The sequence below is a fragment of the Lutibacter oricola genome, assembly GCF_900106565.1.
In the GTDB taxonomy this organism is placed as follows: domain Bacteria; phylum Bacteroidota; class Bacteroidia; order Flavobacteriales; family Flavobacteriaceae; genus Lutibacter; species Lutibacter oricola.
Genome location: NZ_FNNJ01000012.1, coordinates 28,875 through 47,573, shown reverse-complemented (window position 1 = coordinate 47,573; position 18,699 = coordinate 28,875). Strand labels below are relative to the sequence as shown.

General features: G+C 32.1%; 10 protein-coding genes. 2 read left to right on the top strand and 8 right to left on the bottom strand.

The genetic code is table 11. The features are described 5' to 3' along the window. Positions 1–274 precede the first annotated feature (274 nt). The 4 genes from BLU40_RS15665 to BLU40_RS15650 all read right to left on the bottom strand — a co-directional run bounded on the left by BLU40_RS15665 (position 275) and on the right by BLU40_RS15650 (position 7,757). A complete protein-coding gene (locus BLU40_RS15665) occupies positions 275–652 on the bottom strand; it encodes a cupin domain-containing protein (RefSeq protein WP_090125829.1) in 378 nt (125 codons plus the stop codon). Positions 653–662: 10 nt separating this feature from the next. Beyond that, positions 663–2,936: an alginate lyase family protein gene (locus BLU40_RS15660; RefSeq protein ID WP_090125826.1), complete on the bottom strand. Its 2,274-nt coding sequence runs from the start codon at positions 2,934–2,936 to the stop codon at positions 663–665. A 219-nt stretch (positions 2,937–3,155) separates the two neighbouring features. Beyond that, positions 3,156–5,417, bottom strand: a complete 2,262-nt coding sequence (locus BLU40_RS15655) for a heparinase II/III family protein (protein ID WP_090125823.1) — start codon at positions 5,415–5,417, stop codon at positions 3,156–3,158. Positions 5,418–5,432: 15 nt separating this feature from the next. Further along, a complete protein-coding gene (locus BLU40_RS15650) occupies positions 5,433–7,757 on the bottom strand; it encodes a chondroitinase-B domain-containing protein (RefSeq protein WP_090125820.1) in 2,325 nt (774 codons plus the stop codon). Between the two features lie 149 nt (positions 7,758–7,906). On the opposite strand from BLU40_RS15650, the gene BLU40_RS15645 reads away from it, so the two are divergent. Both BLU40_RS15645 and BLU40_RS15640 read left to right on the top strand, forming a co-directional pair. Beyond that, positions 7,907–10,324, top strand: coding sequence for a polysaccharide lyase 6 family protein (locus tag BLU40_RS15645; protein ID WP_090125817.1), 2,418 nt, complete (start codon positions 7,907–7,909; stop codon positions 10,322–10,324). A 1,085-nt stretch (positions 10,325–11,409) separates the two neighbouring features. Continuing rightward, positions 11,410–12,150: a tyrosine-protein phosphatase gene (locus tag BLU40_RS15640; RefSeq protein ID WP_090125814.1), complete on the top strand. Its 741-nt coding sequence runs from the start codon at positions 11,410–11,412 to the stop codon at positions 12,148–12,150. A 4-nt stretch (positions 12,151–12,154) separates the two neighbouring features. Here BLU40_RS15640 and BLU40_RS15635 read toward each other — a convergent pair whose 3' ends face one another. From BLU40_RS15635 to BLU40_RS17655, 4 genes are all read right to left on the bottom strand, one after another. Beyond that, entirely contained in the window at positions 12,155–14,512 is a 2,358-nt protein-coding gene (locus tag BLU40_RS15635; protein WP_090125812.1) for a GumC family protein, read from the bottom strand. 6 nt (positions 14,513–14,518) lie between these two features. Next, positions 14,519–15,289, bottom strand: coding sequence for a polysaccharide biosynthesis/export family protein (locus tag BLU40_RS15630; protein ID WP_090125810.1), 771 nt, complete (start codon positions 15,287–15,289; stop codon positions 14,519–14,521). 115 nt (positions 15,290–15,404) lie between these two features. Further along, entirely contained in the window at positions 15,405–17,315 is a 1,911-nt protein-coding gene (locus BLU40_RS15625; protein WP_090125807.1) for a polysaccharide biosynthesis protein, read from the bottom strand. A gap of 108 nt (positions 17,316–17,423) precedes the next feature. After that, entirely contained in the window at positions 17,424–17,606 is a 183-nt protein-coding gene (locus BLU40_RS17655) for a hypothetical protein (RefSeq protein ID WP_175454814.1), read from the bottom strand. Positions 17,607–18,699: the final 1,093 nt, after the last annotated feature.

Genomic DNA, 18,699 nt, shown 5'->3' with positions numbered 1-18,699 from the left:
CTATCCTTTTTTTTTGTTATTTTTTCATCTAATTCAATAATTAAGGTTTGGTTAAAAAATTACTAATTTGTTCTTTTATTTTGGTTATCCAAACTGGTTCACCAATTTGGTTTACCAAATATATGTTAATTTGTAGTTAAAAAAAAATATTAATCAACTTATTTTCAATCTTTAACACACTTTACTAAAACGTTTTAGTAAAATCACTCAAAAAAGTGGGTTTTCTTCTCCTAAAAACCTAATCTAAGAACTAGATTAGTTTGCAATACTTAACTTAAGATTCCTTATCTCCAAAGTAAGACACTCCATCTCCACTTAAGAAATCTTCTCTTACAGGGCTAAATGTATCAATTAATTGTCCCTCTTCTAAACAAACTGCACTGTGCAATAAATTTGGTTCAATATAAACTCCATCTCCAGCTTCAACAATTTTCTTTTCTCCTTCAATATCAAATTCAAATTTACCTGAAACACAGTAAGTAGCTTGCGTATGAAAATGTTGATGTGGTGCTCCCAGCGCTCCTTTATCAAATTTTACGCTTACCATCATAATTTGGTTGTCGTAACCTAAAAATTTTCTTGATACTCCTCCACCAAGCTCTTCCCATTCCATGTCTTTTGCTATGACATATTTTTCACTAAATCGCTTCATAATTTTTATTTTATTTAATTTCTGTTAGTATAAACGAACCCTTCCAGGCGTATTCTTTATTATTAATTTCTAATTTATGTGCTGTTTCCGAACTATTATCTAGATTCGAAATAATAAATACTTTAGCTGTATTCGTATTCATCACTAGTTTTACAGCTGTATATTTTTCTGAATTGTAAACCACCTCTAATAACTTTACATTACTATAAGCATCTTCAGCTAGTTCAGTTACTGGTGAATATGTTCCGTGTGATTCTATGATTGAAACAAACAATGCATCTTTTGCATTTTTCTTTCTTAAAATTAAAGTAGGCTCATTACGTAAGTTATATGCCGGATCATTGGCTCCTATTCTTCCTAAAATAATTTCATCATTAGTACTAGTTATTGCAGAATATGAATAAAACTTATTGTTTAACAACCATGTTAATTTTATGTTTTCTCCATTTGCTAAAGCACTAGCTTCTTTATATAAATGCTGATAACCATCTGATTTACCTAAAATTTGTGGTGTGCTTAATTTATTATACTCAAAATTTGTTTGCATAATATGACCTAAATAATAAAGTGGTAAATCATATTGATTAGACTTTTCAGATGAAACTCTCATAATATCTAATATATAAGGATTCCTATAATCTTCATCCTTAATAGTTACCATAGTTCTATGAAGTTTAGTGCCAGGATATGCATTCTCTTCTTTAGCACTAGCAACTTGCACATTTTCATTATCTGAACTAAATACATATGTATTAGAATGAAATTTACTTCCTATATCATATTTCCCCTTAAATTGCGATTTTTCGTTTTGGGTAATTGTATTATGAGCAATGGTTTGTTTAGACCACGTTTTATTTTCTTTTAAATAATTACCTCCACCTTTTTGTTCAATGTTTACAAAACGACTCATTCCGTAATCTTGCACTATCTCATCTCCATCTTCAAATAAAGCAAAAGATAATTTATCAAAGTGTCCATGACTTAATCCGTGAGCAGTATATTTATAAACCAATTCTAAATCATCACTTCTTAAAATTCCAACTGCACCTTCATCTCCATCAGCACCATCAGATAATTCAATAGATTTTTTAACAAAAGGTTCTTCTTTACCAGCTTTAATACCAAGTGCTACTGCTAAACCTGCATCATCTAATGTTACTTCGCCTTGCTTTTTTGCTATACTTAACAATCCTGGATTGTTTCCACCAAAATGATAACCTATATCTACTGTAGATATTAAAGAGGAGTTATAATATGACATTCCTTTTTGAGCATCGTTCAATAAAAAGAAATCTCCATCAACATCCGATAAATTCAATAAGGCATTTACACTTTTTAAAAGAACACCATCTTTATATTCAAACACTTTTTGTTCTGGTTGTTTATTCTGAAGTGCTTGCGCAAATATTAAAAACGGATACGAAGCGTAACGTTGATAATAAGGACCTTCTGTAAAATATCCATCAGGAGAAAATGGTTCATTAACATTCGCAAAAAAACCTATTTTTTGTCCATCTTTTCTAATATAACCTCCATCATTATCTTTTTCGTTCGGGTCAAAGTTTTCAACCTTAACTCCGTTTAAAGCTCTATCTAAAAGCTCAGCATCATCCATTGCCAAAGCCATCATTCCAACTGCTGCATTACCCCAAGTTGCATGATTATGAACTCTATTAAAAAACTGAGGGCTTTCTTTTGAAATATGATCAGCAAAAGGTCTAAATAAATCAGTTTCTAAGGTACTTCTCTCTTCTTCAGTTAAATAATTATAAATACAGTCGTAAGCTTGACTTGTATACACTAACCAATTAGAATCATTTAAACATTGCCAAAACACTCTACCTCTAGCGTAAGATCTAGGTTTTGGATGAATAGGCCAAGTAGGATATTTTTTTGCATAATCGAACAACATATCCTTAACAAATTTGGCATATTTTTCATCATCTAAAATTTGGTATAACGCACCTGCTTTTTGCATTAACACATAATTTTTTTTATGTGTTTCGTGTGTATAACCTCCAGAATAATCTTTTGGAGTTGGCACATCAAAACCTTTTTCAATTTCTAAATCAACCTCTTTTTGAGTTGCGGCTAATGTTTTGTCAAAAATTGGAATACTTCCTAAATTTGCTCTAATAGCTGCAACTCCTTGTTGTGTAAGAATTAAACTAGGGTGATTATTTTCTGAAGATGTAGTATTATCAATTGAATTAGATGTTGTTTGTTTACACGAAACAAAACTTATTGCTATAAATAATACTATTAATTTAAACGTAGTTTTCATTCTTATCCTTTTTAAATTACAACAAAACTTAGGCTTTAAAAGACATCGATAACATCTAATATTGGTTAACCAGTTTGGTTTACCAAATATACGAGTATATTTTAACCTAACAATATTTTGTTAATAAAATTAACATAATAAGATGCTATATTGATAATTACATATAAAATAAGCTTAGACTAACTGTAGAAATTATGCAGTGTAAGCAACTTCAAATTATTAAAAAACAACAAACTCATCTCCTAATTTTAAAGATGATCCAGCACGTAAAATTATACCATTACTCTTTATTTTTACGCTTCCTTTTTTAGAAAACTCAACAGTATCACCACCTAAAATTTGGGCTTTAAAAACATCTTTCTCTTTTTGCAATACCAAATCTATTGGTTCAGAAAATTTAATAACACCTTTTGAAGTATTAATTTCTTCTACTAAAAATGCATACAAAGTGTTTTCTTTTGAAAGCACTATAGCATTTTTATTTAAATAAACACCCTCTATAGATTCTTGCTTCCACCCTTTTATACTTGAACTGCTATTTAACTCATCAATTCTATTTAAATAACCTGTATAAGGAAATAATACTGTTACAAAACTAAATTTATTTACCGCTTGTTTGGAAGCAACAGTCCATTGTTTTCCTCTAGCACCACTACTTTCTATAGCATCTATTTTATTCAACTGAAAAATATCTAAACCTTCGGCATTGTCAAAACTAGCTCTTAGTAAATTTGGTGTTTGTTCAGCCGTATAATGCCCTTGCCAAACTTGTTTATAAGTATGTGTATTTTTTGAAGAAAAATTATCTTTTACAATCCAAAAATCATTTTTTAAATAAATTACCTGTCTAGAATATGAGACTCCAATATTTTCAAATCCATTATGACTTCCAGAGTAGGCATCAAACATTTTTGAGGTCTTCCAAAAATTAGTTGTTGGTTGCGGCAATTGTTTAAATTTACCAAAACCACTACCTCCTTTATTAGAAGTATACTTTTTACCTTGCAACTCACTATCTACTAAAGCTACATTTTTAACCATAGAATTTTTAAACAATTCTAAATCTGGTAACGAGTACCTTACTTGGTAATTAGGCAATACTACTTTACCGTTTGCCATTGCTTGTATACCCAACATATCTCCGTGTTGATGATCTGGTTTATCTGCATCTAACCCAGCAGACAGCAACAACATTTGGTCATTAGCTTGCCATCCATTACGCATAATATAATAACCTGTTGTTGGAAACGAAACCGATTCAAATGTTGGTTGTTCTTTTTGAACCTCTTGTAACTTTAACAACTGCTCTTTACTTAAAAACCAATACATTTTACTACTCACTTTTGTAGTTGCAAAATAACCCATTGTTGGATTGTTAAATAACAAATACCCTAAAGTAAGCGCTCCTGAAATATCATTTTTTTCTGCCCAAGGTGTGTCTGTATCATCTTGCAATACAGGTGCTGTTTTATCTGGAAACGCAATTTTAGTTAAACTTGTAAATAACGATGCTAATTTTTCTTCCCAAAACTTAGAAACTGGCAAGTTACTTTTTTGAGCCAACTGAAACACATAATAGTAATTACCTATATCACTTATATGGTAATGTACAGAACGCTCAAACTGAAAACCATCGTTATTAATTTCCTTTTTTAAATGCTCTTCTAATAATTTCATTGCGTGTGCATACCACACATCAGCACCTTCAAAATCTCTTAACAATATCGAAACCATTGCCAATGCAGACAAACCTCTTGTTTGGTGATTTCCTGCATGAAAATTTTGATTTACTTCATATAAGTTTTCTGCGTGTTGTAATAACGTAGCAATTGTTTCTAATTGCTGCTCATTAGTATAAGATTCTTCACCCAAAAACATGGTGTGAATTTGCAACCAATTTAACACTCTATAACCCGCTCTAAAAGCTTCGTAAACTCCATTACCATCTTCAATTTTCTCATAAGTTCCTGAAGCCAATGCCTCATTTAACGAGTGCATTTGAGTTGTAAAATAAGCTACTGCTCCATTCTTTTTTTCTGAATTAAAATAATCAAAAGCTAAATCTACTGTTTTATGCTGACGTGCCAAATGACGCAACGCATAGGCATTTACAGGTTTTCCATTTAAATAATTAAACGGTAACACCCAATTTGTTTTTCCTGCAAACTTTTGTGTATGATCTAACCCTCGCTCTTTATGATATGCTGCTGAAGTTGGATATAACTTTTGATATTCAGTAAATCGTTGCTCAAAGTTGTGCCAATCAAAGAAATAACGTTCAGAAAATTTAGTTCTAAAATAGTCTGCTAATTTAGCATTAGAAATATCCTCACTTTTACTTAACTCTTGTTGAACTTCTTTTTTTAAATAGGTTGAAAGCTGACTAATGTCAATTACTTTTTTTGAAGGGATTTGCTGCGAATACCCCCAACTTACAACTCCTAAAAACAAACAGAAAACAACGATTTTATATTTTATCATACTTTTAAATTATCATTAATACATCAACTTCATTTTCAAGTTTTCTTCAACACGTATTACTCCAGAATTTTGAAGCTTATTATTTAATTCTGTATTGTTTTTAGCACCCCATAAAAGTGCAACTAATTTTATATTATTATTTGTAAACGTATTGTTATTAATAGCTACATTTACAATACCTCGCGTATTTAATAAAATACCATTCTTTTCTTTTGCTCCACAATTTTTAAATGTGCTATTTTTCACCATTAAATTCCCTCCAATTGTAGATTCATCATAACCACCTCTATAATAATCTATTACATTACTTTTAACATTGGTAAACACACAATTATCTATTGTTAAAAACTCTACATTGTAATCTCCTCTATCATTGGTTTCTTCAGAAAGTTCAATTCCGTTTTCACAATTTAAAATACTTGTATTAGTAAAAGCTATTTCTTCTGCAAAAGATTGTTTATAGGCTTTCAATACATAATTAAAATTATTGATTTCGCAACCAGTAACAAACAATCCAAAATGGTTAAACATATTTTCTTTTAAACTGGCAAATGCTGCTTGCTTTCCACTTCCTTCAAGCTTCACATTTTCTATAGTTAATATACCATAAGGGTTTAATTGAAACAATGGCGAGTTTAACGCTTTATCTGCAACAACAATGGCCTTTTCACCATCTTTAGATTTAATAGTAAGTTGTTTATCTATTTTTAATGAGTTTGAAATTGCGTAAGTTCCTGCATTTAATTCTAAAATATCACCCGAGTTTGCAGCAGCAATTTTAGCTTCCAAATCTCCTTTAGCAGCTGTTACTTCATGTTTTTTAGCTTCAACAGTAGCTTTATCTGCAACAAACCAACTAGCTCCATATTTTGTTTTATCTAAAATAACGGGATCTTTAATATTTTCTGAAACCAATGCTCCAATACTATTAGAATTTTCTCGCTTTACCCCAAATAAATCTGTTTTAATTGCTTCAAAACCAAAACCTGTATACGGTGTTATATCTGTTGAAATTCCAACTGGCACAAATAACTCTTCCGAAACTTTTTTCAATTCAAAATTACTAACAATAAATTTATCTTTATTTTTAAAATCAACTCCTTGATTATTTATAGCGTTTGCCATAAACGTAACTCCATCGGCTTTATCATGTTCCACTATTAAATGAGCATCACCTTCAGTATTAAAAATTACATTGTTTACCACTTCTGTTCTTAAAGCTCTTGCCGAACGTATTTCAGACAATGGCAACACTTCTTTTTGGCTTATATTAGTTCCTACTCCAAATTGCCAAGGCGACTTACAGTTTACATACGTATTATATGCTACTACCACATCGGTTACTTGGTTGTATCTATTTAAGGGCGATTTAGGTATACCATTCATTACAGCCAGAGGACTTCTAAAGTTTTCTCCAATTAAATTATAGAAATAATTATTTACAATCCAATGTCCCGTATTTATAATTCTAATTCCACCTACATTTTTATTAACTCCATCACCAATAAAATAATTTCCGTCTATCATAACGTAATTTCCGTGTCTTGTTACTACAGAACCTTCACACTTATAAAACACATTATTTTTAATTACATTAAAATTAGTTTTACTAGATATTACTTCAACCTCTCCATTACACTCTTCGAACAAATTATTTGCTATTAAAGTATTACTTGGAGACATTGATGTATAACTACTTCCTAATTGGATAGTTTCTCCACGCGCACCACCTTTTCTTGGTCTTGGTCCAAAATGATTATTCGTTATTTTATGAAAGTTTCTAATACTTTGATTTCCTTTTAAATCTACTCGAACCGTTGGTCCTCCATTTGTTTTACCTGCAATATAGCAATGGTCTAAACTATTATGTCTACCATACAATTGTACCCAAAGATCATCCTTATCTCTTTCTAATTGATTAAAATCTATAATTACACAATTTGTAACTCTACAATTTGTTGCTACTTCTTTTTCAGACAGTCTAAAAGCAATTACATTTTTAGTTGGAGAGTACCCTTTTCTAAAATACAATCCATCTATTACTAAATAAGAGCCTCCAATTTGAACATTAGAAACACCTTCTATAAATACTTTACCAGGTGTTTCGGCTCTTAAAACTATTGGAGCTTCTTTAGTACCTTCACCTTTAAACACAATATTAACATCTGTATAAGTACCGTTTGCTAATACAATTTCTGTTCCAGGTTTTACTTCTGAAATTGCTGAATACAAGGCTTCTTTAGTAGATACTAACACCTTACTATCTGTAGCCTTATTACAAGAAACTAACACTAAAAAACTAAGTGCTAATACACGGCTAAATAACTTAACTAAATTCATTTTAACTATATTTTAAATTGGTTTACCAGTTTGGTTTACCAAATATATGTATATTTGTTTGATTTTTACTTAAAGAAACCAATATTTTTTTTTAATAAAGTAATTTCTTATAGTAAAATAGCTTAAACATTCTAAAACAATCTATTATAATGAAAACCAACATTCTTATTACACTGTTTATTGTTTCAAGTTTTTGTACAAAAATGTATACACAGGCCTCTTACTCAACATTAGTAGCTACTGAAACTGAATTTACAAATGCACTTAAAAATGCAAAACCAGGTAGCGAAATTGTATTAAAAAATGGTGAATGGAAAAATGCACAACTTTTAGCCATTGCTAATGGAACTAAAGAAAGCCCAATAATAATTACAGCACAAACAGATGGGGAAGTAATTTTTACAGGAAATTCTAGCTTAACTATAGCCGGAAAACATCTTATAATTAATGGTTTATGGTTTAAAAATGGTATACCAACCTCAAAATCTGTTATTAGTTTTAGAAAAGATTCTAAAAATTTTGCTAATAATTGTAGAGTAACCAATTGCACCATAAGCAACTACAACCCTACCGATGTCACTTTCCAAACACATTGGGTAGATTTATGGGGAAAAAATAATAGAGTTGATCATTGTAATTTTACAGGTAAAACAAATATTGGTAGCACTCTAGTAGTTTGGCTAAAAGGCGACGAACATACTGAAAACAACCATCAAATAGATCATAATTTTTTTGGTTTTAGACCTGATTTAGGCGAAAATGGAGGAGAAACTATTCGAATTGGTACAAGTACCAACTCGCTAAAATCTTCTAAAACCACCGTTGCCTACAACACTTTTAAACAGTGCAACGGCGAAATTGAAATTATCTCTAACAAATCTTGTGATAATATTTTTAACAGCAATTTATTTCTAGAATCTGAAGGTACTTTAACACTTAGACATGGTAACAATGCCCTGGTTGAAAACAATGTATTTATAGGTAACAACAAACCTAGAACTGGAGGTATTCGCATCATTAACAAAGGACATATTGTTCAAAATAATTTTTTAATTGGGTTAACTGGAGATGATTATAGAGCTCCTATTGTATTTATGAACGGTGTCCCAAACTCTCCTTTAAACAGGTATCATCAAGTTGAAGATGTATTGGTGCAAAACAATACTATTATTAATTGTGGTACAATAGTTATTGGAGCAGGAAAAGACAGCGAGAAATCGTTAGCACCAATCAACTCTAGCTTTGTAAACAATTTAGTATCTAATACAAACGGAAAACAGCTATTAGATTTAAACGATGCAAACGCTAAAATTACTTTTGAAGGTAATATTGGAGAAACTACAGCTGAAATAAATTCAGATTATTTTACAAAAGCGGCTATAGAATGGCAATTATTAAAATCGTTACCAATGCCAACCGCTAACAATACAGCTTTAACCGTTTCTAACTATAACAAGCAAAGTCCTAGTACAGACATTTGTAATACAACTAGAACTAATTTAGTTGCTGGTGCTTTTAATTTAAATAACCAAAAAATACCAAGTGCAATACTTAGTAAATCAGGGCCACTTTCGTGGAAACCAACAGTAGCAATACCAACCAATAATAAACCAACAACCAACATTGCTACTGTTAAACCTGGTGTAGGCACCTTAGAAAAAGCCATTAAAAATGCGGCTGCTGGTAGTACCTTAACTTTAGAATCTGGTACTTATTTCTTAAAAAATTCTGTACAGTTAAAAAAATCAATCCATATTATTGGTGTACATAAAGACAGCGTGTTTATCAAAGCAAACGCCAAGTTAGAAAAACCTTTGAGCTATTTATTTAGAGTGCAAGAAAACTGCAATTTTAACTTAGAAAATGTAACACTTAGCGGACAACATAACAAATTGGTTAAATACGCTATTGTATCACCAAACGAGAACGAAAAAGCACCATACACATTAACAATTTCTAATTGCATTTTTCGAAATTTTAAAAACAAAAATGGTGGTAGCATTTTTAAAGCTTATGTAGGTACGTTTGCTAATGAAATTACTATTAAAAATAGTCTTTTTGAAGATAGTTACAGAGGCCTAAACCTATCGTATGAAAAAGGAACAACAGGAAACTACAATGCAGGTAGCGTTTCACTCGAGTACTGTGTTTTTAAAAATATGGAACAATTTGCTGTAAGCTACACCAAAGCTGGAAACTACTTTGTAAATAAAGGCGGAAAACTAAGTATTAACCACTGTATTTTTAGTAAAGTATACGATACTGAAAAAGGATACATTCTAAAAAATTCAGGAATAGATACCGTAGAAATTACCAATTCTATTTTCGAAAAAAGCTACAACCTTAAAACTCCTTTTAAACTAGCTGCTGCAAACCATAGCGTTAAAAACACGTTGATTTATACCTGCGGAACTCCAAAAATAAGCGGAATGGCTTCCAAAGCACACATTTACACTAAAAATCCTAAATGGGAAGATGCAAAGCATTATATCCCAAATAAAAAATCTATTTTATTAAAAGCTAATAATGGAATTGAAAATATTGGGGTGTATTTGGGGAGTGAGTAGGTTGTTGGTATTTGGTTGTTGGTGTTTGGTTGTTAGTGTTTGGTTGTTGGTTGCTGGTATTTGGTTGCTGATCATTTCGACTCCGCTCAATGACCACGTTTGTCTACTCAACTGGAACAGCGCATTTTTTTACAATTGAAGCGTGAGATTCTTCAGTTCCGCTGCGCTGCATTTAGAATGACAAGTGAGAACATTATTTCGACTCTGCTTAATGAGCATATTGGTGTGAGAAGACAGAAGTGAGAAGTGAGAAATGAGAAGTGAGAAGTGAGAAATGAGAAGTGAGAAGTGAGAAGTGGGAGTCTAAAGTAACCTCGCTTCATTTCGACTGTAATGGACGTATTTTTACAATAAAAACGTGAGATTCTTCAATTCCGCTTCGCTGCTCTCAGAATGACAAGTAGAGACTATCATTTCGACTCCGCTCAATGACCTAAAAAAGAGAAGAGCGTCCTATGAAATTTTCAGTAGAAAATACATCCGAAGAAAAAGAAACAGGCGGTGGTGTTTGAGCGCAGCGAGTTCAGCGCATGTCTTTTTTAAGGAACTGTATTTTAATGAAAATATCATCAGACTAGATTTTTGGTTCTTTTCATCAATGGAAAAGAACAAAAGTAAACTAATTAGTAAAACTTATAATGGATTCCTGCCTGCGTAGGAATGACAGTTGCAATGTTTTAAGTCAGCAGTCTAAAGTAACCTCATTGTCATTTCGACTGTAATGGGACGTATTTTTACAATAAAAACGTGAGATTCTTCAGTTCCGCTTCGCTGCATTCAGAATGACAAGTTGAGACTATTATTTCGACTCTGCTTAATGATCTAGTATAAAAGTATGCTTCTAAGCTAAACTCATAATGGATTCCTGCCTGCGTAGGAATGACAGTTGAATTGTTGAAACGTAAGATTCTTCAATTCCACTGCGTTGCATTCAGAATGACAATTAGAAATTCACTTCTCACTCCAGACTTCAAACTTCAAACTCCAAACTTCAAACTCCAGACTTCAGACTCCAGACTCCAAACTCCAGACTCCAGACTTCTCATTTAAAATATTTACCTTTACCAAAACAAAACCACCAATAAATGCTATCACTTTTTAAACGCTCTAGAACAGCACTTACTGCTAGCTTTCCAGAGAACTTTGTAGATATTCACTCTCATATACTACCCGGTATAGATGATGGTGCAAAAACACTTGAAGATTCCATTAAGTTGATAAAAAAAATGCATAGCTACGGTATTTCAAACTTTAGAGCTACTCCGCACATTATGGAAGATGTTTGGGAAAACACGCCAGAAATTATTCAACAAAAACTACAAGAAGTTAAAACAGCTATTCTTAAAGAACAACTTACAGGCATTACTATAAAAGCTGCAGCTGAATATATGCTAGACGCTAATTTTGAAAAATTACTAAATGAAAAAAAATTACTCACTCTAAAAGATAATTATTTACTTATTGAGATGTCGTATTTAAATCCTCCTGTTAACCTATACGATATCTTATTCAAAATTCAGGTAGCAGGTTACCAACCAATATTGGCACATCCTGAACGTTATAATTTTTTACATTCAAACTTTAACGAGTACCATAAACTTAAAAACGCGGGATGTTTATTTCAATTAAACCTCCTTTCGCTATCTAATTACTATGGCAAAAGCGTTCACCATATTGCTATACAACTTCTAGAACAACAATTAATAGATTTTGTAGGTACAGATACACACCATCAAAGACATTTAGAACAGTTAGAAAAAATTAACAAAAAAAAGGTGCTACGCTTGGTAACACCTCTTTTAAAAAACAATAGTAAATTGCTTTAATATTTTAGTTTCTCCATAGTTTTTTCCACCAACTTTTAGCAGAATCTTCTCCATAACCATAGCCGTATCCGTAACCATAGCCGTATCCATAACTACGTTCAAAATCCGAACCATTGATTAGTACAGCCATATTTGGCAATCGTTTTTCTGCATATAATTTTTTTGGTATTTCTAACAAACGCTTGTCTAAATAATTAGCTCTCACTACATATACAAACATATCGGCTTTTTCACTTAACAATAAAGTATCGGTAACCATTTGTATAGGTGCTGTATCTACAATTACATAATCGTAATGCTCTTTACCATAGGCTAACACCTCTTCAAAACGCCCATTCATTAATAATTCCGAAGGATTTGGCGCTAACACACCCGAATGTAAAATATCAAATTTAGTTTCTGTATTTTTATCAATCACCTCCTGAGGTAGTAGCGTATCATCCATTAAAAAATGTGTCAACCCTTTTGAAGTAGATACATTTAAATATTCCGAAATTTTCGGTTTTCTTATATCCGCTCCAACTAACAATACTTTTTTATTAGTTAATGCCAATACAGAAGCCATATTAATAGCTATAAACGTTTTTCCTTCACCACTCATAGTAGAAGTAACAAACACTACGTTCCCTCTATCTTTTACGCCTGAGAGCATAAAATTTAAATTGGTACGTAACAATCTAAACGACTCCGCTGTACTATTACGCTCATTGTCTGAAACCACCATTTTCTTTTCTACCATAGATTTAGGAATATCTCCTAAAATAGGCGCTTTTAAAACAGTTTCAACATCTTTTCTAGTATGCACTAAATTGTCTAATAAATTACGTATGTACAAATAAGCAAAAGGAATAATTACACCTAATAACAACGCAGCTAAGTAAATAATTTTTCGCTTAGGCGCTACAGGAATATCACTTCCATAAGCTTTATCAATAATTTTAGCATTGGGTAAAGTAACTGCTAATGTAATGGCGTTTTCTTCTCTCTTTTGAAGCAGGTATAAATATAAGGCTTCAATAATTTGTTGTTCTCGTTGTATAACTCTATACTCTCTTTCTTGCTTCGGTACTTTGGCTATTTTAGAATCCAACTTATACTCCTGTTGTTGCACTTGACTTAATGAAATAGCTAATGAGCTTTCTAAATTTGCCAAGCTTTGCGTAATACTGCTTCTTAAATTTTTAATTTGCTCGTTTAAATTTATAATTACAGGATTTAAAGCACTTGAACTTTTTAAAATTCGATTGCGTTCTAATAACAACTCATTGTATTGAGCACTACTTGTATTTAAATCTTCTTCGGTTAAGCCTAAGTTTGCAGGTAATAATTGATTGCTATTAGATTGCAAATGCTCACTAATAAAACCAACTAGTTTTTTTTGTGTACTTAGCTCAATAATTCTTTTTTCAATTTCAGATTTAGATCCTAATACTAATGTAGCTTCAGAAGCAATATCTGTCAATCTATTTTTTGTTTTAAAAGCTTCTGCTCCTGCTTCCACCCCTAACAAATCTTTATTAATAATTTCCAATCTATCTTCAATAAAGGCATTGGTATTTTTAGCTATTAAACTTTTATACTCAACAGCATCTTTATTGTATTGTGTTACTAACTTATTTAAAATATCTTTCGCTTTTTCTTTAATTGGATCTTTTAAAGATAATTGAATAACACTTGAATTTTTATTAACAGGTTGAACTTGAATACGCTTTCTATACGAAGCTACCACATTTTTTAACGGTGTAATATGCACGGTAACTGCAGTATTTTCTCCTTTAAATTTAGCTGTTGGTGTAATGGTCATAGCTCCTACACTGGTTTCTATATTTTCACCAAAATCATGTGTACTTGTTTGTCCACTATCACTTTCCAACTTAAAACTAGTTGCCGAAGTAACGCGAACAACAAAAGAAGAATCTGTTCTATAGAAAATAGAATCTTTTTTAAAAAACTGTATTTTAATTGGTAGGCTTTTAGCATATGCCTCTGTTGTTTTTACTCGTCCTTTTACAAAATAACCTACATTTATACCTAAACTCTTTACAACCGTTTCGGCCAATGTTCTAGATTTTAACAACTCTATTTCATTATCAATAGAGTTTTGCTCTCCAAACAAGCCCAAATCTTCAAAAGCCGATAACTCAGAACTCATTCCTCCTTTTTTCTCATCGTCTATTAAAATAGTGGTTGAAACTTGGTATTGATTGGTGGCATAACGTAGGTACAAAAATGCCCCTACTACAGCAATTAGCACGCTTAACACAAACCATTTCCAATGGTAGGTATATTTTTCAATTTCTTCTCTTAAATGAATGCTATCTTCATTAAATTCAAAATTATTTAAAGGTTCTTGCGTTTGCATAAAGAATTATTTTAATAGAATTGAAATTAGAGATAATAAAATGGATATAGATGAAATAATTACCCCTGTATTGGTTCCTACTGCAGAAGAGTTTACCTTTGTTTTGTTAGGCGTAACATAAATTACATCGTTTTGAGCTAAGTAGAAATAAGGCGATTCAAATATTTTTTTAGAAGTTAAATCTAAGGTTACAAATTTTCGTTCACCGTTTTGCTCTCGAATTAGTTGTATTTCTTTTCTTTTACCATGAATGGTTAAATCTCCTGCTAAGCCCAAAGCCTCAACTACAGAAATTCGCTCATTAGCAACCTGAAACGTTCCTGGTTTTTTTACTTCACCTAAAACCGTAACTCTAAAATTAGTTAACCGTATATTTACAATTGGTTTTTTTATATAATCTTTCAATAAATTGGTTAAGTAAGCTGTGTTTTCTTTAATAGTTTTACCACCTACTTGCACACTACCAATTACAGGAAATTGAATAACGCCACTTGCATCTACAATATATGTCAATGGCTTGGCATTACTACTCATAACCCCTACAGTTGGAGGTGTTTCGTACAAATTAAAAGGCACTGCCGCTTCTGCATCAATTGCCGACACATTGATTGTTAAAATATCACCTACTTGCAATTGCGGTTCGTAATTTACCAATGCTGTTTGTGCTTTTAAATTTTCTATATCTTGAAAATAAACTACTTTTTCTGGCGAAGCACAATTTTGAAAAATGGCTGCTAACAGTAGTATTAAACCATAAGTAATTTTATTATTTGTCATGTATGTTTCGTCTCTTTTGTAGGGTTACTTTTTAAAAATGTAAACTTACACATTTTTAGATTCTTATTTATATTAAATATACAGGTTCAAAAGTTAGTGTTGTACCAAAAGGCTTTTAAGCTATTCTAGAGTCTTTATAATTTGTATCTAAGGTTTCATATTCAGAATTGTTAGATACAAACTCAGGCACTAATTTTTTTATAATAGCTACAATTTCATATCGGGAATATGTTTTCAAATTTTCCGATAAATCTTTTAAACAATCTTCTACATCTTCGCAATCTATAGTTCTTACTTTTGCTATCATTATTTTAGGGTGGTAGGTTGCCACAGTATTTTCTCCATCAGCTAACAACTCTTCGTAAATTTTTTCACCAGGGCGTAAGCCTGTAATTTCAATATCAATATCGTTTGGATAACTTAAACCAGATAATCGAATCATATTTTTAGCCAGGTCAAAAATACGTACAGATGCTCCCATATCAAACACAAATATCTCACCTCCTTTTCCCATAACACCTGCTTCTAACACTAAACTACAAGCCTCTGGTATGGTCATAAAATAACGTGTAATTTCTTTATGGGTTACTGTTAAAGGCCCTCCATTTTCTAACTGCCTTTTAAACAACGGAATTACAGAACCATTAGACCCCAATACATTTCCAAAGCGCGTGGTAATAAATTTTGTGGTGCCTTTGTCTTTTAAAGAGCTTACCATTAACTCTGCCAAACGCTTGCTTGCCCCCATAACATTAGTTGGGTTTACTGCCTTATCTGTAGACACCATTACAAATTTTTCTACTTTGTAAGCAACCGCTAATTTTGCCAATATACGTGTTCCTAACACATTTACATTTACAGCCTCGTATGGATTTTTTTCCATTAAGGGTACGTGTTTGTACGCTGCCGCATGAAACACCATTTGAGGTTTAAAATGTTTAAATATAGCCAACATTCGCTTTTCACCTCTCACATCTCCCACAATGGCTTCAAAATTGGTAACTCCCTGCCGTATAAATTCTTGTTCTAAATCGTATAAAGGAGATTCTGCTTGGTCTAGTAACAGTAAGGTTGCTGGTTGGTATTTTTGTAGTTGCCTTGCCAACTCACTTCCAATAGATCCTGCTGCTCCAGTTACTAACACTACTTTACCTTTAATTTCTTCCTGCAATTCAACCGTTAATATTTCTATAGGTTTTCTACCTAATAAATCTTCAATTTTAACCTGTTTAATTTGTTTGGATTGAAATTCTCCATCTACCCAAGTGGTTGCTGGTGGTACTATTTTTACTTCAACCCCTAAAAAAGACAACCTATTGGTAATTTCCATAAAATCTTTAGGGTTCTCTTTATGAAATGCAATTATAATCTCAGTAATTCCTCTACTTTCTACAAATTTACGAGTAACTCTGTTAGGGCTATATACATGCAAGCCCATTATTTTTACCCCCCACTTTCGCTTATTATCATCAACAAAACCTACTACCTGAATCTTATTCTCTTTTACCTCTCGCAATACAGACTGGGTTAACAGTCCTGTTTCTCCTGCTCCATAAATTAAAACTTTTTGAATTGCTTTTTTTTCTTTAAACAGTAAGTAGTATAACTCTTTTAATACATATCTTGAAGTTACCATAACCATTACATTTAATAAAAAATGAATGATGATAATTGATATTGGAATGGTAAATCTTGTTTCAATATTTAATAACCGTTTTACAAAAACAATAGTAGCCAATATACCTGAGATTAATATATTGGTAAAAATTACATATACTGCATCCCTAACTCCTGTATGCCTTATAATTCCTTTATAAGAACCTGTAACCAACATACACAAAAAAGCGACTAAAACAACCAAAGGTATTTGCCACGCTAAAGCAGCCGTATCAAAATCTAATCTAAAATTAAATCGGATAAAATAAGCGACAATAAATAGGTTAGCAACTATATAAATGTCAATTAATAATACCAACCATCTAGGTGCGTTTCTTTTAACTGCCTTTTTAATTGCTGTTTCAACCATTGCATTTTTCTTTTTTCTTTTTCTTTCAAGACTAGTTTTAACCTAACAGATCCTCAACCAATTATATGCTTAAAACTATATATTATTACAAATATAATCTTTTTGAATTTATTTGCTCTTTTTTATTGTTGGTTGTTGGTTGTTGGTTGTTGGTTGTTGGTTGTTGGTTGTTGGTTGTTGGTTGTTGGTTGTTGGTTGTTGGTTGTTGGTTGTTGGTTGTTGGTTGTTGGTTGTTGGTTGTTGGTTGTTGGTTGTTGGTTGTTGGTTGTTGGTCATTTCGACTTCGCTCAATGACCACGTTTGTCTACTCAACTGGAACAGCGCATTTTTTTACAATTGAAACGTGAGATTCTTCAGTTCCGCTGCATTGCATTTAAAATGACAATAAAAATAAGAAAAGCGTCCTATGAAATTTTCAGTAGAAAATACATCCGAAGAAAAAGAAACAGGCGGTGGTGTTTGAGCGCAGCGAGTTCAGCGCATGTCTTTTTTAAGGAATAGTATTTTAATGAAAATATCATCAGACTAGATTTTTGGTTCTTTTCATCAATGGAAAAGAACAAAAGTAAACTTATTAGTAAAACTCATAATGGATTCCTGCCTACGAGGGAATGACATACTAGTATTGTTGAAGCGTGAGATTCTTCAGTTCCGCTGCGCTGCATTCAGAATGACAAGCGAGAACATTATTTCGACTCTGCTTAAGGAGCATATTGGTGTGGGAAGACAGGAGTCAGAAGTCAGAAGTGAGAAGTGAGAAGTGAGAAGTGAGAAGTGAGAAGTGAGAAGTGAGAAGTGAGAAGTGGGAGTCTAAAGTAACCGCGCTTCATTTCGACTGTAATGGACGTATTTTTACAATAAAAACGTGAGATTCTTCAGTTCCGCTACGCTACTCTCAGAGTGATAAGTAAAGAATATCATTTCGACTCCGCTCAATGACCTAAAAAATAAGAAAAGCGTCCTATGAAATTTTCAGTAGAAAATACATCCGAAGAAAAAGAAACAGGCGGTGGTGTTTGAGCGCAGCGAGTTCAGCGCATGTCTTTTTTAAGGAATAGTATTTTAATGAAAATATCATCAGACTAGATTTTTGGTTCTTTTCATCAATGGAAAAGAACAAAAGTAAACTTATTAGTAAAACTCATAATGGATTCCTGCCTACGAGGGAATGACATACTAGTATTGTTGAAGCGTGAGATTCTTCAGTTCCGCTGCGCTGCATTCAGAATGACAAGCTAGAACATTATTTCGACTCTGCTTAATGACCATATTGGTGTGAGAAGTGAGAAGTGAGAAGACAGGAGTCAGAAGTGAGAAGTGAGAAGTGAGAAGTGAGAAGTGAGAAGTGAGAAGTAGGAGTCTAAAGTAACCTCGCTTCATTTCG

Excerpts from the sequence above, each read along its gene's own strand:
- BLU40_RS15655 (WP_090125823.1), bottom strand. The coding sequence starts at position 5,417 with ATGATAAAATATAAAATCGTTGTTTTCTGTTTGTTTTTAGGAGTTGTA.
- BLU40_RS15660 (WP_090125826.1), bottom strand. The coding sequence starts at position 2,936 with ATGAAAACTACGTTTAAATTAATAGTATTATTTATAGCAATAAGTTTT.
- BLU40_RS15625 (WP_090125807.1), bottom strand. The coding sequence starts at position 17,315 with ATGGTTGAAACAGCAATTAAAAAGGCAGTTAAAAGAAACGCACCTAGA.
- BLU40_RS15640 (WP_090125814.1), top strand. The coding sequence starts at position 11,410 with ATGCTATCACTTTTTAAACGCTCTAGAACAGCACTTACTGCTAGCTTT.
- BLU40_RS15645 (WP_090125817.1), top strand. The coding sequence starts at position 7,907 with ATGAAAACCAACATTCTTATTACACTGTTTATTGTTTCAAGTTTTTGT.
- BLU40_RS15665 (WP_090125829.1), bottom strand. The coding sequence starts at position 652 with ATGAAGCGATTTAGTGAAAAATATGTCATAGCAAAAGACATGGAATGG.
- BLU40_RS15630 (WP_090125810.1), bottom strand. The coding sequence starts at position 15,289 with ATGACAAATAATAAAATTACTTATGGTTTAATACTACTGTTAGCAGCC.
- BLU40_RS15635 (WP_090125812.1), bottom strand. The coding sequence starts at position 14,512 with ATGCAAACGCAAGAACCTTTAAATAATTTTGAATTTAATGAAGATAGC.
- BLU40_RS15650 (WP_090125820.1), bottom strand. The coding sequence starts at position 7,757 with ATGAATTTAGTTAAGTTATTTAGCCGTGTATTAGCACTTAGTTTTTTA.